General features: G+C 42.9%; 16 protein-coding genes, 1 pseudogene and 1 other annotated feature. Of the genes and pseudogenes, 13 read left to right on the top strand and 4 right to left on the bottom strand.

Translation table 11 applies throughout. The features are described from left to right. The first annotated feature begins 352 nt into the window (after positions 1 to 352). From MKX34_RS26030 to MKX34_RS26000, 7 genes are all read left to right on the top strand, one after another. Positions 353 to 1,384 carry a LacI family DNA-binding transcriptional regulator gene (locus MKX34_RS26030; protein WP_339203752.1) on the top strand — a complete coding sequence of 344 codons (1,032 nt, stop codon included), beginning with the start codon at positions 353 to 355 and terminating at the stop codon, positions 1,382 to 1,384. 24 nt (positions 1,385 to 1,408) lie between these two features. After that, positions 1,409 to 2,158 carry an alpha/beta hydrolase family protein gene (locus tag MKX34_RS26025; RefSeq protein WP_076106595.1) on the top strand — a complete coding sequence of 250 codons (750 nt, stop codon included), beginning with the start codon at positions 1,409 to 1,411 and terminating at the stop codon, positions 2,156 to 2,158. Between the two features lie 62 nt (positions 2,159 to 2,220). Then, positions 2,221 to 3,144: an ABC transporter permease subunit gene (locus MKX34_RS26020; RefSeq protein WP_036687012.1), complete on the top strand. Its 924-nt coding sequence runs from the start codon at positions 2,221 to 2,223 to the stop codon at positions 3,142 to 3,144. A 17-nt stretch (positions 3,145 to 3,161) separates the two neighbouring features. Next, positions 3,162 to 4,061 carry a carbohydrate ABC transporter permease gene (locus MKX34_RS26015; RefSeq protein WP_036686985.1) on the top strand — a complete coding sequence of 300 codons (900 nt, stop codon included), beginning with the start codon at positions 3,162 to 3,164 and terminating at the stop codon, positions 4,059 to 4,061. A 57-nt stretch (positions 4,062 to 4,118) separates the two neighbouring features. Further along, the gene (locus MKX34_RS26010) at positions 4,119 to 5,723 is read left to right on the top strand and encodes an extracellular solute-binding protein (protein WP_076297354.1); all 1,605 of its coding nucleotides are present in this window, start codon (positions 4,119 to 4,121) and stop codon (positions 5,721 to 5,723) included. A gap of 109 nt (positions 5,724 to 5,832) precedes the next feature. Then, the gene (gene bglX, locus MKX34_RS26005; protein ID WP_076297353.1) at positions 5,833 to 8,001 is read left to right on the top strand and encodes a beta-glucosidase BglX; all 2,169 of its coding nucleotides are present in this window, start codon (positions 5,833 to 5,835) and stop codon (positions 7,999 to 8,001) included. A gap of 46 nt (positions 8,002 to 8,047) precedes the next feature. Then, positions 8,048 to 11,392: a cellobiose phosphorylase gene (locus MKX34_RS26000; RefSeq protein ID WP_076297352.1), complete on the top strand. Its 3,345-nt coding sequence runs from the start codon at positions 8,048 to 8,050 to the stop codon at positions 11,390 to 11,392. A 60-nt stretch (positions 11,393 to 11,452) separates the two neighbouring features. Here the strand turns inward: MKX34_RS26000 and argS are convergent, their stop codons facing one another. Next, complete coding sequence (gene argS, locus MKX34_RS25995; protein ID WP_076142391.1) at positions 11,453 to 13,318, bottom strand: arginine--tRNA ligase; 1,866 nt, start codon at positions 13,316 to 13,318, stop codon at positions 11,453 to 11,455. A gap of 40 nt (positions 13,319 to 13,358) precedes the next feature. Further along, positions 13,359 to 13,577: a binding site (T-box leader), on the bottom strand. A 272-nt stretch (positions 13,578 to 13,849) separates the two neighbouring features. Between argS and MKX34_RS25990 the strand changes: the two genes are divergently transcribed. From MKX34_RS25990 to MKX34_RS25980, 3 genes are all read left to right on the top strand, one after another. Continuing rightward, positions 13,850 to 14,203, top strand: a complete 354-nt coding sequence (locus tag MKX34_RS25990) for a hypothetical protein (RefSeq protein WP_076297420.1) — start codon at positions 13,850 to 13,852, stop codon at positions 14,201 to 14,203. Between the two features lie 123 nt (positions 14,204 to 14,326). Continuing rightward, positions 14,327 to 15,508: a collagen-like protein gene (locus MKX34_RS25985; RefSeq protein WP_339203748.1), complete on the top strand. Its 1,182-nt coding sequence runs from the start codon at positions 14,327 to 14,329 to the stop codon at positions 15,506 to 15,508. Then, on the top strand, positions 15,505 to 16,173 hold the full coding sequence (locus MKX34_RS25980) for a hypothetical protein (protein WP_339203746.1): 669 nt from the start codon (positions 15,505 to 15,507) through the stop codon (positions 16,171 to 16,173). Before MKX34_RS25985 ends, MKX34_RS25980 begins: the two co-directional genes overlap by 4 nt. A 119-nt stretch (positions 16,174 to 16,292) precedes the next feature. On the opposite strand, the pseudogene MKX34_RS25975 reads toward MKX34_RS25980, so the two are convergent. After that, a pseudogene (locus MKX34_RS25975) lies at positions 16,293 to 16,442 on the bottom strand (transposase); the annotation flags it as partial. Between the two features lie 10 nt (positions 16,443 to 16,452). Beyond that, positions 16,453 to 17,979, bottom strand: a complete 1,527-nt coding sequence (locus tag MKX34_RS25970) for a glycosyltransferase (RefSeq protein WP_076106023.1) — start codon at positions 17,977 to 17,979, stop codon at positions 16,453 to 16,455. A 136-nt stretch (positions 17,980 to 18,115) separates the two neighbouring features. Here MKX34_RS25970 and MKX34_RS25965 point away from each other — a divergent pair, with 136 nt between their 5' ends. Genes MKX34_RS25965 through MKX34_RS25955 form a run of 3 tightly spaced genes read left to right on the top strand, consistent with a single transcriptional unit; the run spans position 18,116 to position 20,800 of the window. Further along, entirely contained in the window at positions 18,116 to 18,976 is an 861-nt protein-coding gene (locus MKX34_RS25965; protein WP_076148215.1) for a glycosyltransferase family 2 protein, read from the top strand. Positions 18,977 to 19,013: 37 nt separating this feature from the next. Then, positions 19,014 to 20,150 (top strand): aminotransferase class I/II-fold pyridoxal phosphate-dependent enzyme, encoded by a 1,137-nt coding sequence (locus MKX34_RS25960; protein ID WP_076148213.1) that lies wholly within the window; start codon positions 19,014 to 19,016, stop codon positions 20,148 to 20,150. Beyond that, positions 20,147 to 20,800 (top strand): acetyltransferase, encoded by a 654-nt coding sequence (locus MKX34_RS25955; protein WP_076099425.1) that lies wholly within the window; start codon positions 20,147 to 20,149, stop codon positions 20,798 to 20,800. The genes MKX34_RS25960 and MKX34_RS25955 overlap by 4 nt, the downstream gene beginning before the upstream one ends. Positions 20,801 to 20,938: 138 nt before the next feature. Here MKX34_RS25955 and MKX34_RS25950 read toward each other — a convergent pair whose 3' ends face one another. Next, the gene (locus MKX34_RS25950) at positions 20,939 to 22,444 is read right to left on the bottom strand and encodes a class I SAM-dependent methyltransferase (RefSeq protein ID WP_339203744.1); all 1,506 of its coding nucleotides are present in this window, start codon (positions 22,442 to 22,444) and stop codon (positions 20,939 to 20,941) included. Positions 22,445 to 22,534 lie beyond the last annotated feature (90 nt).

Genomic DNA, 22,534 nt, shown 5'->3' with positions numbered 1-22,534 from the left:
GGAAACGTTTTCTGTAAAAACGATAAAAATCGCTAAATTGATGGTATTCCATTCTTGTTTCAAAGTCAATAAAGCAAGAAAAACTATTGATTGATATATAAATACCACTTATTTCTAATTTATAGATTGAGTAACTATAGACTTATTGTAATTTTAACCAAATAAAAAGTGATGAATCACAATTTTTTTTGTGTTTTTAGTTGACTTATAAAAATTACCTGTTCATAATGGACGAAGTAAGCGGAAAAAACACGCTAAGGACTCAAAATGATGTCGTGGGAAACGTTTCCCATCATTTCATGCGTTTCCACAACCTGATTTTCATCGGGTGAAGGGGGGACTCATCATAGGAGTGGAGCAAGGTAAATATATGAATATCAAAGATATTGCAAGGCTATCAGGCGTGGGTATCGCCACAGTCTCCAGAGTAATCAATAATAGCGGTGTTGTAAGCGATACAACTAGAGCTAAAGTAATGGCGGTTGTTAGAGAACATAACTATATTCCAAATGGTAATGCGAGCAACTTGAAAAAGACGCGATCTAATACCATAGCGCTAATGGTAAAAGGGATCTCAAACCCGTTTTTTGCAGACATGATCAAGGAAGTTGAACGCCAGGTGAACTTGCGGGGATGTCCGCTTATGATCCAGCATGTAGAAGATGGAGTAGATGAGATCGATATCGCTCTACAGCTTGTAAAAGAAAAAAATCTATATGGCGTAATTTTTATGGGCGGAACGTATGATCATTCCGAAGATAAATTCAAACAATTAAAAGTTCCATTTGTTCTGACTACCATCACGACTACAAAAGAAGTCGATCCTGCTGTTTTTTCAAGCGTGATCATTGATGATCTTCAGGAATCTTATAAGGCTGTCAGCTATTTAATCTCATTAGGACATCGCAATATCTGCTTTTTGGCCAGATTTCCTCTGGTACAAAATACGACAGGCAACCGGCGGCTTATGGGATATATCAAAGCGCTTGAGGAGCATGGAATTGAGTACGACCCTTCAATGGTAGAGGATTGTGAATATAGTCCAAGCTCTGGCTTTACAGCTACCAAACGTCTGCTCAATAAGAAAAAAGATATCACTGCTGTTTTTGCTGCATCAGATACGATTGCCATTGGGGCTGCTAAGGCGTTATTGTCTTTGGGCTTATCAATTCCAAATGATGTTTCGATTATCGGATTCGACGGGATTGAAATGGCAGAATATTATCATCCATCTCTGGATACGATCAGCCAACCCGGAGTGGATATGGCGAAGGCCAGTGTTGAAATTTTGTTTGACCTGATCACAGGTGATTCGCAAAACAAACATATGGTATTCGAATCCGTACTGGTTAAGCGGGGATCTTGCAAGAAAATAAACAAATGAATAAGAACGAAAAGGAGATAACTCATGGCATTATTAACAGTTGAGACAGGCTCTCCTACTTTGAGAATGACAACGACCATCAGTATTATCTCCCCCGTCGATTCAGGCAACATGTCTGGAGGAACGCTCTACCTGCTGCATGGTGCTGGTGATAACGCCAGTACTTGGCACAGGATGACTACTATTGAGCAGTATGCAAGTCAATATGGTTGTACAGTCATAATGCCGCAAGTAAACAGGAGCTATTATACAGACATGGAGTACGGACTGGACTACTTCCACTATGTGACCCATGAGCTTCCCGAGCTTTGTGGTCGAATGATGAGGTTGGATGATAATCCGCAGAAGACGTATATCGCTGGTTTATCGATGGGCGGGTATGGCGCTCTGAAATGTGGACTTACCTATCCCGAGCGTTACAGCAAAGTGGTTTCGTTATCAGGGGTTACCGATCTTCAGAAACGATTAAACGATCCGCAAATGTCCAAGGACATGGCGAGGGAGATGGCGGGTACTTTTGGAAAACGCTTACAAATTAAGCCGGATCAGGATCTGTACGCTTTAGCCACTAAATTGGTCGACGATAGACGTAACCTGCCTTCGATTCTGACTTGCTGTGGTTCGGAAGATCCGTTTGTGGAGATGAATCGGGAATTCGCAGCTTACCTGGAGACGACCCCTTATGAATTTCAGTATGTTGAGACCCCTGGAACTCATGAATGGCGATTCTGGGAGGAACATCTGAAGACAACCTTTGATTTCTTGTACAACTAAAAGACATAAGCAGAGTGAGGAGATGCAAATTGAAATCCGAAGTTGCAATACCGGCTAAAAAAATGAACGACAGCAGATTCCAACTGTTCCTAAGAGAAGTCTGGAAGAACAGAATGGTCTATACTCTGGTGCTTCCTGGACTAGTGTGGCTTTTCCTATTCGCTTATCTGCCGATGGGTGGTCTATCTCTGGCTTTTAAAGATTTTAAAGCGAATTTAGGAATTTGGGGCAGCCCATGGAGCGGATTCGAGAATTTCACCTATGTGTTCCGTGACCCAGCTTTTATTGACGCCGTATGGAGAACGTTAACCATTAACATCGGTAAGCTGATTATTCAGTTCCCTTTTCCAATCATATTGGCATTGCTGCTGAATGAACTGCGCATGAATCGTTACAAAAAAGCTTTACAGACGGTGTTTACATTTCCGAACTTCCTGTCATGGATCGTAGTATCCGGGGTTGTTATCAATGTGCTTTCCTATGATGGTCTGGTCAACAGCCTCATTCAAATGTTTGGCGGGACAGGCATTAACTTCCTAGGTTCTGAAAAAATGTTCGTTCCGATGTTGTATCTTACGGATATCTGGAAATCAGCAGGTTGGGGAGCCATTATCTTTATGGCCGCTATCTCTGGTATTGATACAGACCAATATGAATCCGCACAGATTGATGGTGCCACACGCTTGCAGCAAATGTTCCGCATTACTCTGCCTAACATTCTTCCGACGATTACGATCATGTTTATCCTTTCCGTCGGTGGCCTGATGTCATCTGGATTTGACCAAATCTTTAACTTGAGCAACGCTGCAACGAAAAACGTCTCAGAAGTACTAGATGTGTATATCTACCGAATCACGTTCCAGTCTTCAACAGACTTTTCATTCTCCACTGCAGTCAGTTTGTTCCGTTCACTTGTTAATATGATTCTGCTGATTCTGGCAGATAGAGCTGCCAAACTTATGGGCGGAGACGGTTTATTCCGGTAAGAAAGGAGTGCAAATGTATGAGTAAAAAAAAGCTGACAATTATGCAAGACCATAAAAAAATGACCGCTATGGATTATGTGATTTTCGTAATTCTGAGTGTGGGCGCTTTGGCCATTCTTATTCCATTCTGGAATGTCATTATGATTTCTTTTTCTACGCAAAAAGAATACGCTGATAACCCTATGATGTTATTTCCGAAGAACCCAACACTGGAATCCTATCGGGCACTCTTTGCTGATGGGCGGATCGGGACAGGGTATTGGAATACCTTTAAGATCTTAATCTTAGGACTCCCGCTTAGCTTGTTCTTAACGACAAGTATGGCTTACGGCCTTAGCCGCAATAAATTCCCGGGTAAAAAGCTGATTTTTATGCTTGTCCTGTTCACAATGATTTTTAATGGCGGGATTGTACCTTTGTATCTGGTGATGAAGGATCTGCATCTGACAGGCAACCTTTGGTCAGTTATTCTGGCTGGAAGCTTCAGTGCGTTTAACCTGATTCTGATGTCGAACTATTTTAGCAGTCTGCCTGAGTCCCTGATGGAATCTGCGCGACTTGATGGTGCTGGGGAATGGAGAATCCTGTTCTCTGTAGTCCTGCCATTATCTGCTCCAATCGTAGCTACCATCACACTGTTCTACGGAGTAGCCTTCTGGAATGGATGGTATGACGCCATGATCTTCCTACGGAAAGCGGATCAGATGCCACTGCAGAACGTGTTGCGATCTATCATTATGGAAGCCCAAGTGAATGCATCGAATGCCACAAGTGTTGACGCAGTGGGTAAACAATCATTCTCCATGGGTATGAAAATGGCGGCAGTGTTCGTTACCATGGTTCCTATTATGTGTTTCTTCCCAATGCTCCAAAAGCACTTTGCCAAAGGAGTACTGACAGGGGCTATCAAGACCTAGGGATTTATGATTTATCCATATAAAAGAGGGTCAGTCACACAATTTAAGGAGGACAAAATGAATATTTTAAAAAGAAAATCTGTAAAGTCAATCCTTGCCGGTGTTTTATGTCTTACTCCAATCATGTTGGCAGCATGCTCAAGCTCAGACAATAATGCTAATAGCGTAAATTCAGGCAATCCAACAGATGGATATAAAGATGAGTTGAAGATTTCGTTAGCCAGCACCATTAAGACAACAGAATCTGATTTTGACAACGTGTATCATAAATATTTTACGGATAAGTTCAATATTAAATGGGATTACAACTATATTGAATGGGATTCATGGGCTGAGAAGCTGCGCCTGTGGATTAACTCCGGTGATCTTCCTGACGTAGCAAGCTGGAACTATGTTCACGGTGATGCGCTTAATTACATTGATCAAGGGCTGCTGTACAAGCTGCCAGATGACTGGAAAGAACGTTGGCCGAATGTGGCAGCCGCTTATAAGCTGACAGGACTTGGCGATGAATTGGAGAAAGCGGTAGGTGGCACTTATGTTCTGCCAAGACCGGTATACTTTGAGAACAAGCCGGCAGATCCGCTCATTAACCAAATCGGAGTAATTGCTCTGCGTTCTGACTGGGCTAAAGCCGTTGGTTTTGAATTGAAAGATGCCTACACTACTACAGAACTGATGGAATTTGCTAGATTGCTTAAAGAGAAAGACCCTGGCAAGGTAGGAGATAAACTCATTCCTATTTCTTATGACATCAACGATGCTTTGACTAATATTGTAATGGCTAATAGCGTGCATTCCAGAGTAGAGTCGGCATTCTATAAAGATGCAGATGGCAAATACCAATGGGGTCCAGCCAACGATGAAACGTTAGCGGCACTGAAAGAACTTCAAACTACTTATAAAGAAGGATTACTGCACCCTGAGTTTTATACTTGGAAAAATGGCGAATCTGGCCAAAAGTTCACAGTTAACGGTGTTTCCGGTATTACGAGTCTAGGTGGTTTGGCTTCTTACAGAAAAGACATGGACGTTAAAATGAAAGATAACCTAGGTGTAAATAGTGATGACCTAGTGCACACAGCTATTGTACTTGGCGATGACGGTAAATATCGTAACCTCGATCAAGTTAACTTCTGGTCTGCTGTAATCTTCTCGCCAGATATCAGCAAAGAGAAGTTTGAACGGATTATGGACTTCATGGAATACACAACAAGTAAAGAAGGTCAATTGACCGTTAACTTGGGCTTTGAAGGAACAGATTGGAAAAAAGGCGAAAATGGCGAATTAATCAGCTTACTCCCTGAAGGAACAACATTGGATAAGAAATATCCGAACCGTTTTGAAGGACTGTATGTCTTGGCGGATGACTTTAGTATCGTGAACCCTGCGATCAAAAAAGAATATCGCGATCGTTCTGTAGAACTGTTCAAAGAAAAAGCTGAGCTTGCTTTAAAAGACAAAGCAACGGCTGAATATGACTGGGATTACCAGTTGTATGATTCCAAGGCTAAAAATCAGGCTTCCTTTGACTATGCTACAGAATACACTAACCTGATTTTGAAACCAGGCGATCTAGAGACGAACTGGAAAGAATGGGTTAAGAGCAAACAATCCCTCGTTCAGCCGGTTCTAGATGAACTAAACAATCTAAAAAAATAGCTTTCGCCCTATGCATGTAGGAATGAACCTACAGGACCCGCGTGCAATTCTTGCACACGGGTTTTTCCATTCATAGGCATCGGCAGAATTGAACAATGGAGGATTTGAAATGAATGAGCAGCAACTGACTACCTTGTTGAACCAGATGACGCTTGAAGAAAAGATTGCACAATTGCAGCAGCTAGCCGCTAATTTCTATGAAGGGGCAGAGGATGGAGGACAAATCACTGGCCCTATGGCATCCATGGGAATTACGGACCACATGATCGAGAGCAGCGGCTCTGTACTTGGTCTATCAGGTGCAGCGCAAGTCATTGCGGTTCAGGAAGCCCATTTACGCAAAAATAGATTGGGCATTCCCTTGCTGATGATGGCGGATATTGTGCATGGCTTCAAGACGATTTTTCCGGTCCCGCTGGCAATTGGCTGCTCTTGGGATATGGATCGCGCAGAGCTGAGCGCCGAGATTGCGGCAAAAGAAGCGGCAGTCTCCGGTGTGCACGTTACTTATGCGCCAATGGCGGATCTTGTACGGGACCCGCGTTGGGGAAGAGTAATGGAGTCTACAGGAGAAGATCCATATTTGAATGGTAGGTTTGCCCGTGCGTTTGTGCGCGGATTTCAAGGAAGTGACTTGACTGGTGATGTAGATCGTCTGGCGGCTTGTATTAAGCACTTTGCTGCCTATGGTCTATCCGAAGGCGGCCGCGATTATAATACGGTGGATTTATCGGAACGACAGCTGCGTGAATATTATCTGCCGGCCTATCGTGCAGCGCTGGATGAAGGTGCAGAAATGGTCATGACTTCATTTAATACGATTGATGGGATTCCGATAAGCGGCAATGTCAAACTCCTTCGCCAGCTGCTTCGTGAAGAATGGGGATTTGATGGCGTATTGATTTCGGATTGGGGTGCAGTGAAGGAACTGATCCCACATGGTGTCGCCGAGGATGAGGCTGAGGCAGCACTTAAAGCCATCAAAGCTGGTGTAGACATCGAGATGATGACGGCTTGTTACATTCATCAGCTTCCGGCGCTTGTTGCAGATGGGCAAGTAGATGAGAAGATTATTGATGAAGCTGTGCTTCGTATTTTGAAATTGAAGCAAAGATTGGGCTTGTTCGAGCATCCGTTCCGCGGAGCTGACGTCGAGAAAGAGCGTGAGGTAATCTTCTGTGAAGATCATCGAAATGCGGCGCGTGAGTTGGCGGCTAAATCCTGCGTACTGCTCAAGAATGATCAGGTTCTGCCGCTCGCTGCAGAGCAACGGATTGCGCTAATTGGACCGTTTGCTACTAGCGGAGATATTCTTGGACCGTGGTCCTGGTTGGGTTCAACGGAAGAGGCAAGCCGTCTTGCACCGGCACTTCAAGCTCGCGCAGGTGCGGGTAAGATTACTGTTGCAGAAGGTTCTGGAGTCGATAGCTTTACAGAGGAACAGTGGCTGGAGGCGGAAGCGGCTGCTAAGCAAGCTGATGTGATTGTACTGGCGCTTGGTGAACATTCAGAGATGAGTGGAGAAGCGGGCAGCCGTTCAGATATCCGTTTGCCGGAAGCGCAGCTTGAGCTTTTACAACGTCTGAAACAGCTGAATAAGCCTATCGTGGTGGTGTTGTTTAATGGACGTCCACTAGACTTGGCCGGTGTGTACGAGCATGCAGATGCTATTCTGGAAGCCTGGTTCCCAGGCAGTGAAGGCGGAGCGGCAATTGCCAGTCTACTTTATGGAGATGAGAATCCTTCAGGAAGATTAACGATGTCTTTCCCGGTATCCGTTGGGCAGATTCCAGTCTATTACAATCATTTCAACACTGGACGCCCACTTCATGCTCCGGGTGCCGACAAACGTTATGTCTCGCAATATCTGGATATTCCTAATGAGCCGCTTTTGCCATTTGGTTTTGGACTAAGCTATACGACATTTAGCTATAGTGAACCAATTCTGTCCGGTGATATCATGACTGAAAATCAGCCTATTGAAATAAAAGTTACGGTGACCAATACTGGAGAAGTAGATGGGGAAGAGGTAGTGCAGCTGTATATCCGAGACATTTCCGGAGAGGTCGTCAGACCAATGAAGGAACTGAAGGATTTTGCCAAAATCAACCTCTCACCAGGGGAAAGTCGTGAAGTGACCTTTACCCTTACCGAACAGCAGCTTCGTTATTATCATAGCGATCTAAGCTTTAGCAGTGATCCGGGACGATTTAAATTATTCGTCGGTTCGAACAGCAATGAGGTTAAAGAACGGGATTTTTGCTTAACATTAGCATAAGTAGAATATATACGGCAGTAACGCCGTAATGGAGGAAGTGTAAAATATGACTACTAATTTGAATACTAACATCCGTTTAAACGCCGGGGATCTATCCTTCACTTTTACAAACAGCGGGGACTTGTTCCAAGTCCTTTACGAACGGACAATGATCAATCAATTGCTGCCAAGCATTGTGGACGGCTCATTATCCAATCTATTTTTGCGAGTGCACAATGATGGAAACATTCAAGCCATTCCTTTGCTTGGCATTCATTCTTCAAGCACTGTACGTAAGGCTGGAAACCGTTTGGTTTGGGAAGGTACTGCGGAAAATATAGAATATCAAGTTATTTTCACCCCTACTGCAGGAGGAACTTGGTTCTGGGATGTGAAGCTTACTGGACAAAATGCAGAGGTAGATCTCGTGTACGGACAGGATGTAGGGATTGCTGATATCGCCGCTGTCCGCAGTAATGAAGCTTACCTGTCACAGTATATCGATCATGCGGTATTTGAGGATCAATCCAAAGGGTACGTTGTTTGCTCTAGACAGAATCAGCCACAGGGCGGGAAATTCCCATATCTGCAACAGGGTTCACTTACCAAGGCAACGAGCTTCTCAACAGATGGTTTTCAATTCTTTGGACTGTCCTATAAAGAAACCAACCAACCAGAGAGCTTGGGTCGTGAGCAATTAAGTAATGAAATCTATCAATATGAATTCGCATATACTGCGCTGCAATCGGAACGGGTGAAGCTGAGCGGGGAAACACGGTTTGTGTTCTACGGATTGTTTAAGCAAGATCATCCAGAAGCGATCACTGCGCTAGAATTTGCTAATGATATTGCTGCGGCTTGGGATGCTGTTAAAGATTTACCTTTAGAAGCTGAAGCGGCACTTGAACGTTCTTTCTTCTCGAAGGAGCTGGGGGCACCGCTGGCTGCAGATTCGCTGACAGAGAAAGAGATCGAGGTCTTGTTTCCGGTTCGTTATCAGGAGGAGAGAGAAGGAGACACACTACTTTCCTTTTTCACGGAGAATTATGAGCACGTAGTATTAAAAGAGAAAGAAATGCGCGTAGAACGGCCACACGGCCATATCCTGATGAGTGGGGATAACGCTCGACTTAATGATAAGGTCATCACAACAACTTCTTATATGTACGGGATCTTTAACTCCCAAGTGGTAATTGGAAATACCAATTTCAACAAGCTAATGTCCAATCCAAGAAATGCGCTTAACATTCCAAAAGCTTCAGGACAACGCATTTATGTAGAGTGGAACAGTGAATATCGTTTGCTGACCATGCCTTCTCTATTTGAGGTTGGTTTCAACTATGCTCGTTGGTATTACAGAACAGATGGTGAATGCTTCATTATTACGAACTACACCACCGAAGATTCGCCAGAGATCTTCCTGAATGTGCGTTCGGAAAGCGGACGAGCTTATCGTTATTTAGTCACTAATCAAATCACCATGAACGTTAATGAATACGAGCTTCCATATCAATCTAAGCAAGAAGGTGGAGCAGTAATCTTCTCGGCTGACAGAAGCGCACTAAGTGCTGGTGAATATCCTGACTTACAGTATAAATTACAGGTACAGGGTGCGGAGTTAACTCTGCAGGATGAAGGTAGACTTGTCTCTCCTGTTCAACCAACTGAAGCACCGTTAGCAGTACTGGAGCTGTCTGCCAGCAGTGAATGGACCTTGAATATTCAAGGCCTTCTGGATGGTAAGTCACTTGCTCCAAGAAATCGTTCAGCTGAGGAAGAGATTTCTGCTTATCGCGCATTTTATGCTGGTGTGATGAATGGCTTCCGCCTGACGCTTGGGGACGGAACAGAAGGTGAACTGTTTAAGGTTAATGCTCTGACTTGGTGGTACACACATAACATGCTGGTTCACTATTCGGTTCCACATGGTTTAGAGCAATATGGTGGCGCTGCTTGGGGAACACGGGATGTATGTCAGGGACCTGTGGAATATTTCATGGCTACGCAAAAATACGAACAGGTTCGTGAAATTTTGCTGACGCTGTATAGTCATCAATATGAAGATGATGGCAACTGGCCACAATGGTTCATGTTTGATAAATACACGAAGATACAACAAGAAGAGAGCCATGGAGATATTATTGTGTGGCCGCTTAAGGTGCTTGGAGACTACTTGGCAGTAACTCAGGATTACAGCATCTTGGGAGCAACAGTGCCGTATACCCGTAAGCACAGCTTTGACTTTACAGAAGAAAAAGCGACGTTGCTGGATCATGCGCGGAAGGAAATTGCTTATATTAAGGATCATTTCCTGCATGACACACATCTGTCTTCTTACGGTGATGGAGACTGGGATGATACACTCCAGCCTGCAAATCCACAGCTGAAGCAGTATATGGTTAGCAGCTGGACAGTGGCGCTTACCTATCAGACACTTAATCAGTTCTCAGAGGTACTTCGTTCAGTTGATCAAGCTGAGGCAGAGGAACTGAAGGCGATGGTGGAAGGAATCCGTAAGGATTTCCATACTCATATGCTTCAATCCGAAGTGATTCCTGGCTTCCTGTATATGGAGGACCCTGAGCAGATTAAGCTTATGGTGCACCCAAGTGACACAGAAACAGGTATCCAGTACCGTCTGCTGCCAATGACGCGCAGTATGATCAGTGAGCTGCTTACTCCGGAACAGGCCGAAGCACACTATGATGTCATTCAGGATAAACTATTCTGCCCTGACGGTGTACGTCTGATGAATCGTCCAGCTCAATATGTTGGCGGGGTCAGCACTCATTTCAAACGTGCGGAGCAAGCGGCTAACTTTGGCCGGGAAATTGGACTTCAGTATGTGCATGCACATATCCGTTATGTAGAGGCTATGGCCAAGCTCGGTAAAACCGATCAGGTCTGGAAGGGTCTGGCAGCGATTAATCCGATCGGAATCCGCGATGTGGTGCCAAACGCTGAACTACGTCAAGCTAACTCCTATTTCAGTAGCTCGGATGGTAAATTTAACACCCGTTATGAGGCACAGGAGAATTTCGATAAACTGCGCAATGGTGACGTAGCTGTTAAAGGTGGCTGGAGAATCTATTCCAGCGGTCCTGGGATCTATATGAACCAGTTAATCTCGAATGCACTGGGGATCCGTACGGAAGGTGGAGACTTAATTGTTGACCCGATTCTGCCGGAATCGCTGGATGGAATGCACTTTAGCTTTGAATATGCAGGCACTAAGGTAGATTTTATCTATCATCTTACAGGTCGTGAGATCAGTCGAATTACTATCAACGGTACGGAAGTGCAAACAGAAGGTACACCTAACCGCTATCGTAGCGGTGGTGTTCGCATCAAGCGTGCGGACTTTGACCGTCTCAGCACGGAAGCTGGAAATGTGATAGAGATTTATAAGTAACATTATATATAGAAGGGCAATCTCCGCGTTAACGCGGAGATTGCCCTTTTTTTGTGTTTTTTACATTCGGCTCGGTGTCGGTAACCCAAGCACTTCGAGCACATCTCCCAAGATGTCCTTGAATCTTGAAGTGAGCCAGAGGCGGAATTCGATCGTGGCTGAATCGCCTTTTAGAATTGGACATACAGAATAGAAGTTGTTGAACAGGGTAGCTAGGGTATGGGCGTAAGTGCAGAGCGTATTTGGCGTTAACTCTATACTTGCTGAATGTAATATCTCCGGCCAGAGGCTTAGCTGTCTTAGCAGCGCAAGCTCTGCTTTTTCCAATTTGGAAGGGAACTGAAGCTGTGCGGCAGCTGTAAGGATTGGGATCGTAGCTTTACTCAAAACGCTTGTCGCACGCGCAAAAGTATACATCAGATAAACTCCGGTATTGCCGGATATTTCGGTAGCCTGTTTGAAATCAAACACGATTTCCGTTCCTAAATTAAACCGTAGCAGATAGTAGCGAATCGCAGCAGTGGCAATCATTCGGCTGGAGAGGCCGTCTTTATCGGAACGTGAGTGTTCGATGTTCTGTTCCATGAGTTCCACCAGATCGCTTACCTTAATCCCGATTCCCTGTCGTCCGGACATAGCATAAGAAGATTTGCCTTCTGAAATATCTATACCCAGCTCGGCAGCCGAGGCGGGACTAAGAGATACAACACCATAACTCACATGATGGAGTTTGTCTGCTTGCTCGTTATAACCTAGTGCCCCTAAGGCTTGCTTAACCATCTGTTGTGGATATTCCTGTCTGTAATCAATCACATTGATGACTCTGTCCGCCTGCCCATAAGACTCTTGGGTTCCAGTTAATCCTGTTGTCCATAAACCGGACGAGAATTCGCTATAGGAGAAATCTTTGGTTAAAAGACCAAATTTCCAGAGATGATAGGCAATATCTTTGGCTGTATACGTTAAAATCCCATTCGAACGCACCAGCACCTTATCGAGATGATGCTCCTCTGAATCCGCTCCAATGTTAGCCTCTGTTCCTTGCTTCAGCACCCAGCAGCCTGCGAGTTTACCTTCAGTCTCTTGTACAAAAACGGCTGTCTGCTTCAGTAGCTCAGCTGCGGCTGCCCAAAATCCCTCTTTTAAAATACTGCTCTCCCATACCAGCAAATCATAATAAATCCCAAAATGTTTCATTTCCTCTACATGCTCTCTAACGATACGTTCAGCTACAAGGTTGCCCAGCCAGGCTTCATTGCCGCCACCTTGTTCAAGGGAGTGCAGTATATCTGTGCGCTTGTGTGTCATCTCAGGGTTCAGCGCATATTCTTTGTTCACTTTGGCATAAAGATCCCAGCAAAAATCACCGAAACGTTGATGTTCCCCTTCTAAAGGTATATTTAATAATCCAACAACTGTATCCGCCAGCTGATTGCCGAGATCATCAATGTAGTTATGGACCTCTACGTTATACCCAGTTCTTTTCATAATTCTGACTAGAGTATCGCCAATACAGGCGTTTCTTAGATGACCTACATGAGCGGCTTTGTTGGGGTTGATAGAAGTGTGCTCGATGATGACTTTTTCCCCAGTGCTGGCAGGCAGTTCAAAGGAATGTTCAGCCCAGCTTTGCCAATTCATATACAAATTGATAAATCCGGGAGCAGCGACTTCAACTTTTTGCAATAGACCGGCGAAACGCCCTTTGAATTGAAGTTCTGCTTTCACTAATTCTGCTATGACCATTGGGGATTTACGTAGAGTTTTGGCTAGCTGCATAGCGATATTACATGAATAATCACCATGTTCTAGATTTGCTGGCTGTTCGATCAGAATGGCAATGTCCTCTGGATAGTCAGCTCCTAAAGTATTGAATACACGGTGTACACTGTGCTCGATTCCGTCTTTGATGATTTGATTTAACATGGTATACCCTCCTTTGAAAATACAAAAAAGCCCTCGTCTCAAAAGAGACGAGGGCTTTAGCGCTCGCGGTACCACTCTCGTTGCTGAACAAGTTGTTCAGCCACCTTACGGGATAACGGCCTTCAGCCGGGACTTCCTACTAAGATTCAGAAGTCCATCTCACGGGTGCGCTTCATTAAAGAAATCTGTACCGGCTTACACTCTCCCGGCTCGCTGAGGACTAGATCTCGTTAACTACTCTCCCGCTCATCGATGCTTGAATAATTTTTATCAGTATAACTAATATTTCGAAAAAAGCAAGGGTGGTGGAGCTAATCCCAATTTCCTTGAGCATCTTGCAGGGATTTAGAAGTCTCAAAAACTATCAAATCATAGCTAAATCAATATAAAATTTTTGGGCATTCAAACAATCAAATGAAACCAATCATTAATACAATACAAGGGGAATTATTAACCTTTTCCCAATTTTAAATTTTGTATTTTTTTAATCTGAATTTTTGAAAAATACTTAATAAAGGAGGGAATAGCTCAATGGCAGTATTATCAACAGGACCCATTGCAAATGATCCTGTTAGTGGTGTCAGAACAATTAAAACGGTTATTATCAAAATTGTAAACCGTGATTCTATCAATTTTTCTTCTGTTCATATTCAAGGTTACAAATTAAACAGTCTCAGAACACTCTACGTACTAGAAGAAATATCTATTGCACCCAATGAAGTTATTACGAGAAATTTTGGAGCAGACTTTGATGCATATGAATTCGTGTTCACCACAGACGGTTTTGCTGAAATAAGCACTGAGGTTTCAGTTTGGGGGAGAAATGAAAGTGGTGCAATTATCGATGTTCAACGAGTTGTTGCAGAGGAGCAGTCAGAAACATAAATTCAACATATATGCAGGGTAATAACCACATTCTTAATAGATAGTTGAAACATATTATAAAAAAGAGCAGTTTAACAAGAAATCTTGATTAACTGTATTTTCCAGAAAGGAGGGAGTGCCGTAATGGCAGTACTATCAACAGGACCTATTGCTAATGATCCGGTTAGTGGTGTTAGGCCTACTCAAACCGTTTTAATCAAACTGGATAATCGTGATCCTGTGAATTTTTCTAATGTTGTTATCGAGGGCTTTCATTTAAATGGTACCAGAATATTATATGTACAAGAATTAGTAACCATAGGTCCTAATGAAGTATTATCTAGAAGCTATTTCGCTAATTTCGATGCAATAGAGTTTGTCTTTACCATAAGTGGACCAGCTGAGAATGAAACACAAATTTCTGTATGGGGTAAAAATGCTGCTGGGGAATTCGTGCCTGCCCATCGATTAGTCTCTGATGAACTTTTAGGAACCGAGATCGCAGGCCCTCAGGGTGATACTGGACCGCAAGGAGACCAAGGACCTCAAGGGCCTCAAGGGGACCAAGGACCGCAAGGTGATCAAGGACCTCAAGGCGTACAAGGACCGCAAGGTGATCAAGGACCGCAAGGTGACCAAGGACTTCAAGGGGACCAAGGACCGCAAGGAGACCAAGGACCGCAAGGTGTACAAGGACCTCAAGGGGACCAAGGACCTCAAGGCGTTCAGGGACTTCAAGGAGTTCAAGGCGTTCAAGGGCCGCAAGGTGTTCAAGGCCCTCAGGGTGATACTGGACCTCAAGGGGACCAAGGACCACAAGGTGATCAAGGACCTCAAGGCGTACAAGGACCGCAAGGTGATCAAGGACCACAGGGTGATCAAGGACCACAGGGTGATCAAGGACCTCAAGGCGTACAAGGACCACAAGGTGATCAAGGACCTCAAGGCGTACAAGGACCACAAGGTGATCAAGGACCTCAAGGCGTACAAGGACCGCAAGGTGATCAAGGACCTCAAGGCGTACAAGGTGATCAAGGACCACAAGGTGATCAAGGACCTCAAGGCGTACAAGGACCACAAGGTGATCAAGGACCACAGGGTGTTCAAGGACCACAGGGAGATCAAGGACCACAGGGTGATCAAGGACCACAAGGTGATCAAGGGCCTCAAGGCGTACAAGGACCACAAGGTGATCAAGGACCACAAGGTGATCAAGGACCACAAGGTGATCAAGGACCACAGGGTGTTCAAGGACCACAGGGAGATCAAGGACCACAAGGTGATCAAGGACCAAGGTCCTCAAGGCGTACAAGGACCGCAAGGTGATCAAGGACCACAAGGTGATCAAGGACAAGGACAAGGACCGCAAGGTGATCAAGGACCACAAGGTGATCAAGGACCGCAAGGTGATCAAGGTCCTCAAGGCGTACAAGGACCGCAAGGTGATCAAGGACCACAAGGTGATCAAGGACCTCAAGGCGTACAAGGACCGCAAGGTGATCAAGGACCACAAGGTGATCAAGGTCCTCAAGGCGTACAAGGACCGCAAGGTGATCAAGGACCACAAGGTGATCAAGGACCACAAGGTGATCAAGGACCTCAAGGCGTACAAGGACCACAAGGTGATCAAGGGCCTCAAGGCGTACAAGGACCGCAAGGAGATCAAGGACCTCAAGGCGTACAAGGACCGCAAGGTGATCAAGGACCACAGGGAGATCAAGGACCACAGGGTGTTCAAGGACCACAGGGAGATCAAGGACCACAGGGAGATCAAGGACCGCAAGGTGATCAAGGACCGCAAGGTGATCAAGGACCTCAAGGCGTACAAGGACCGCAAGGTGATCAAGGACCTCAAGGCGTACAAGGACCACAAGGAGATCAAGGACCACAAGGCGTACAAGGACCACAGGGTGATCAAGGACCTCAAGGCGTACAAGGACCACAAGGAGATCAAGGACCTCAAGGACCTACAGTGTTATAATAGATCCTGAGGGATTCAAGTTAATGGTGTACTTTAATGGGGCTGTCCCAAAAGTATCTTTGGAATAACCTAAGTGCCAAACATTACTGAAATACGAATGGACGAAGGAGCTAAGCGGTTTGTAGATGCTTAGCTCCTTCGTGTTTTTTTTGCGTTCACTGAAGCCTTCTTTAGTAGATTGTGGGCAAGAGAAAGCCACCCGACTTCTATACTTACTTTTGGTAAGCGACGAAGTAGGAATCTCTTAAAACCACGGTTATTCTTTATATCGCCAAACACAGGCTCCGGCTTACGGTAATACAACCACCTTTTCCTTACACGAAGCAATGTATTTGGCATATTGTATACAAGTTTCGAGTGAATCCTTTTGCTGCATCGGCCACCATCGTATGGCACCGGTAGGAGCTTTAGAGGCATAGATTTCAACTTCCTCCGGAATTCTTCCAACAACCACTATCTCTGTGTTCTTAAAATTGTTTTCAACAGCCCTTTGGAGTGTTTTCATTAATTGGATGTGCTCTTTAGGACAACTATATGGAATCGGAAACAGTATTGAGTAACGGGAAGAATCCTCATGAATCACATGCGCAGATTTCCGGGCAGGATCATTAACGGAGGTCTCCCATATGCGGTTATACGGTATTTTTTCCGGTAAATCAAGCTCGATTAATCTCATTGTAATTCTTTGATTGTATGCTCTCATTAATTGCCGAACCAGAATTTGAATCTGTTTATTCCTTAAAAAAGTGGTATTATTCCCATGTTCATTGCGATATTGGATGTATAACAAATCAGGGATCTGTACAATTTTAGTACAAAGAAATGTACGTACCAGCATGTCGTAATCATCTGCTACCAATAATTCATCTCGATGTCCTCCGATTAGATGGTAGCAATCTCTTGTCCAAGCACGAGGGTGATTAGGCAAACCGACAAGGTGAGAAATAGTCTTCCCGTTAATAGTTGTATGTTTCTGAGCATTTTGCCACCGGTTCATGTCATGCAGCCAGACCCGGTAATGAATACTGTAACCAAAGCCGCAGTCCCAACCGTACCAATGCGCATAGTTACTTTCTGCAAACACCTCGGCACAATCCCCATATACAAACCCACAATCTGGATTTTGCTTAAACGCACTGACGATTTTCTCAAGGCATTCAGCTGTCAGCTCATCATCATGATCGACTTCTACTAATATTTCTCCTCTGCATAGCCCTGCAGCATACCTTTTATTTGCCCCGATATAACCATTACGTGAGTCTTGACGATATCTGCGAACACGATAGTCATTTAGTGGAAGTAAATATTGTCTATATGTCTCATCATCATCACCGGAATCATCTACGATTACCCATTCCCAATTTGTATATGTCTGTTTCAATAAGGATTGATAAGGCCGATCAATTTTCTCTTTGGATCTGTAGGCGGCAGTAAATACGGATATTAAGGGTGTGCCTGATGAAAAACGAGTTGGAGGAATCATCCGATTCTCTGGGAGAGGGTCTGTAGCTTTGAGCCAGCAGAAAAATAAATGTTCAGGCTGAATTTCGTTAGGTGAATGAAAGTGCAACCAGCGTTTTTTTTCATGCTTAGGCAATTCAATAAGAGCACTAAACGCGCCCCAACCCTCACCCAAAGAAATATAGATGTGAGGTCCTTGGAAAAAAGTCTCTTGTAAAGGATGGCCTGCTGCATACTGATTTACGGTAATATGGCTTTCTTCCATTCTCTCTACAAACCTTTCAAGCTCTTTCTTTAACACCGTATCAGCTACAAAAAGATGAGCTGTCAATAATGGAGTGAAATCGAGTGACATGAACATTCCCCTTTACTAGTTGTGAAGACATTTTTATCATCATTTCGATGCCTCATTAATATATATATGGGAGTGTTTATGTGTATGTTAGCAAATGAAAAAAATCCACATTGCCGAATTAGAAAGGTGGATTCATGTGAAATACCCTTTAGTGAGTGTAGTAATACCTGCTTATAACCGACCGCATACGCTTCAAATCGCCATTGATAGTGTACTCGAACAGACCTATCCGAATATAGAAATCGTCATCTGTGATGATAGCTCGAATAATAATGTACAAGAGATGCTAGTTCCCTATTTAAATGCGTTTCCTCAAATAAAATATTTCAAAAATGAACAAAATCTTTTTCTTGAAAATTGGCATAAGTGCTATAACTTGGCATCCGGGGAATATATCAATTACTTAATGGATGATGATGTATTTCATAAAGAAAAAATTGCAAAGATGATCTGCTATTTTCGAGAATTTGAAAACATTACGCTGGTTACCTCATACCGACAAACGATTAATGAATCAGGTGTAATTATCCCTCCTCTCTATGCAACGAATAGGTTATATCAAGAAACAAGGATCATGGACGGTAAGCAGCTTGCAAATATTGCATTAAGTCGTTGCTTAAATGTAATAGGTGAACCTACAACGGTATTATTCAAAAAAGCCGATCTTATCGATCGATTTGGAGTGTATTCAGGAAAACAGTATTCTCTTCTCAATGATTTAGCCTCTTGGTTAAACTTACTATCCAAAGGAAAAGCAGTGTATATTCCAGAACCTCTAAGCTATTTCCGCATACATCCTAATCAAAATAATCAAACACTTGGTCCTAATGTATTCTCTGAATGGTTGGATATTATTATCGCCGCTAGAGATGATGGATTTCTAGAGACAAAAGATTTATATAAAGCTGCACTCCATTCTTATCTTAATCGTGTAAAAGATCATCATCAATTTTTTAATGATATCAAGCGAATTGAAATGATATTAACCACCTTATAGTTAGATTTAATTGTTACAAATGAAGGAGGGTCCGTTCATGTTTGAAATCCCCTTTTTACGACCTAACTTAGTAAAAAAAGAACAATTTCTTACTTACTATGAGAAAATTGAGGCAACCCGAATCTATTCTAATTATGGACCCTTAAACGACCTATTTGAAGAACGTGTCATTACGGAAATGTTCGGAGGAACCGGTTCGGCTGTGACCGTTCATAATGCTACTGTCGGACTTATGGTAGCAATTTCTCAATCCAAGCGCTCCAAAGGAAAATATGCAATTATGCCAAGCTTCACTTTTGCTGCCACCCCCCTTGCCGCACAATGGTGTGGACTTGAACCTTATTTCCTAGACATTGAACCGGACAATTTACAAATGAATAGGGAGCAATTAGAACATACCGTCAAACAGCTTGGAGATGAGGTTGCGGTTATTGTTCCTTATGCCACATTTGGTACAGCCATAGATTTATCGTTATATAATAGGCTAATGCAGCAAGGTGTTCCAGTAGTTATTGATGCTGCTTCTAGTTTTGGCACTAAAACCTTAGAGGAGGCCACTCATTTTGGCAAAGGCTTCGGAGGAGCGGTAGTGTTCAGCTTTCATGCCACCAAATCATTCGGAATTGGAGAAGGTGGATTGGTCTACAGTATGGACCAGGAGCTTATTAAGCGAATACGTCAAGCAGGGAATTTTGGCTTCTCCAGCAACAGAGAGTCCGTTATCCAAGGGTTAAACAGTAAGATGTCGGAGTACACCGCAGCTATTGCCTTAGCTACTCTAGATCAATTCCCCTCCATACAGGAGAATCGAAAGGCAATTTATGAAATGTATCTTCAAGAACTGGACAAAGAAGGTTTATTTGAACAAGGCTGGTCCATGCATAAATCACAAGGATCTGTTGTTCATCAATTTATTTCTATCCTCAGTCCGGAGTCCCAAAGCAACAGTGAAGTAGTCGAAAGGTTATCCTCTAACTCCATTGAAGCCAGAACCTACTTTTCTCCGGCATGTCATCAACATAAGCAATTCCAAGGTTATCCCAGAGCATCCGTGAAGGTTACCGAATATACCGCCAAACACATTGTCAGCTTACCCTTGTGGGAGGAACTGGATGAGGTTAAGATTCGAAGAATTACTAAATTTCTTGGAAACTTGGGAGAAGCTAACCGATGAGAAAACTAGTCATTTGGGGATCTGGTGGTCATGCCAGAGAGATTAACTGGTTATGCGAAGAATTAGACGTTCAGGTAATGGGATTTTTAGACGAACGACCTGAGTTCAAAGGCCGGATTGTCGATGGCGTTCCCGTTCTGGGAACTTTGGTTGATATTGAGCTATTAAAAAACGAGGTAGAGCTAGTATGCGCCGGGGTGGGTGATACGAGTTTGAAAAAAAGATTCGTTCATGAAACCATCCAATCAGGATTCCGTATTGCATCCCCTTTGATACATCCCCATGTTCGAATCTCTCAAAGTAACATCATCGGAGAAGGAAGTATGATCTTTCAAGGGGCTATCTTATCTGGAAATATCAGGATCGGCCAGCATGTTATTATTAACCAAGGCGTTAGTCTCAGTCATGATGTAATAATTAGTGATTTCGTAACTATATCTCCTGGTGTTAATGTAGCCGGTAATGTAACCATTGATGAAGGCGCTTATATTGGTATCGCTGCTTCGGTCCGTGAGAAACGCCATATTGGTTGTTGGTCTACGATTGGTGGAGGAGCGTTTGTCAAAGACGACGTTCCCGATTTTACTTTGGCTGCTGGTATCCCTGCAGTCGTTAAGAAAAGATTTAACTCAACTTATTATGAACCTTAGGGGCGTTTGAGCTTCTCGGACAAATTTCTCACGATACAATCGATCCGGTGATGTGCACCTGAATGTGTTTCATAGGCATATCTCTTAGATTTGAGATATGCCTATGGTCATATCACTGGTTTAAAGTGTTAGGTAGATTCAAAGATATCTTGGTAGTTGATTTTTCACTTTAGTAAACTCTTCATCATAAAGAAAATCTAAAAGCTGGTTACATTTATCTACACTTTCAATTAGATATTTCTTCTTCTCAAATTGATTAAATGTCTTATTTCCAGTCCAAATCCCATCATCGTGCTTTCTATAAACGGTCATAGGTTTATTAATATAACCGATGTCTCCAAACTGAGAATAGAATATATTTAATATCCAATCCCCAACAAAGGAGGAGGTAAATAGATCATCTGGGATTTGATTCAGGTGGCTCGCATCGTAAAAACAACAGGAGATATTTCCGATTATATTAGACTGAATGATATCTACAGTAGTATAAATCTCTTTAGTTTTAGCGTACTGTAAGGGATGAGGTCCAAATACACCTTGGTTCTCCCAATATAAATTAATACTATCAAACGAAAGTGCACATTCTGGATGGCTTCCTAAGAAGTCTATGTGCTCTTGCAGCCTATGTTCTTCATTCCAATAATCATCACCATCGATTAATGCTAAAAAGTCACTCCCGTGGCAAGCTTCCAATAGGCGTTGTAAATTCTTAACCATTCCCACATTTTCTTCACCCTTTAAGAATACAAGGTTTACTCCATTAGGAATCGGAGAGCTTTTAATAAACGACTCGATATACTCGGCTGTTTTGTCTGTCGATTTATCGTCACAGATAACGATTTTTAAATTAAAGTCACCTTTTTGAGTCACTATAGATTGAAGACATTGTAGAATATATTTTTCATGGTTATATGCAAGAACACCTACGTTAACCGTAGGTTTCTTTTTTTGTATTTGTTGTTCAATATTACGAAGCTTAGTATAAAGACTTTTTAGCTTTTTTGAGGTTAAATTTGCAAGGTCTACATTTTTTTGAGTTTTTTCTTTTTTCATTAGAATTCCATAATACATCGTTTCGAATAAAACAATATAATCCTGTTTAATATCGTCATAGCATTGTCTTACTGAATCCCAATGGATATCATCAAAAACAATGAATCCCCCGTCTTTAATAAGCGGAGCATAATTGGTGAGATCCTCAAGAACATGCTTATATTCATGATTGCCATCTATATGGAGCATATCAATTTCGATATGTTGTAAATCTATAACAGCTTCGGATGAGGTTTTTCTGATTAATTCAATTACATTTTTAAGTCCAAATGCTTCTCGCTTTAAAATAAAATTTATATATAGATCTTCGAAATTTAATTTTTCAACAAAGTGATTTACTTGATCTCTTAAGTTTTCATCAATATTGTATTGCATGGCTTCACTGAGCTCATAGGGGTCTATTCCATAAGCAGTTCCAGTATTATCTTTAATAGCTTGTGATACAGAAAAGATACTTCTTCCTTTATAAACACCAATCTCCACATAATTCTTAAGGTCGAATTTCTTGATTAAGTATGCCATAACATAACATTTATTTAGAGGGCTCCCCCCTCCAAAATCATGTAAGGAAGAATCAGTTTGTATTTCCATAATTCTTTGAAACAAACTATTCCTGTTAATCATTATTTACCCCCTCATGATCCAGACAATTGTTGTACAACCTGTCTAGCTTCACCAACC

The organism is Paenibacillus sp. FSL R5-0636 (assembly GCF_037974255.1).
Taxonomy (GTDB): domain Bacteria; phylum Bacillota; class Bacilli; order Paenibacillales; family Paenibacillaceae; genus Paenibacillus_AQ; species Paenibacillus_AQ odorifer.
Note: the sequence above shows the minus strand (reverse complement) of the source record. Positions and strands in the feature narration are given on the sequence as shown.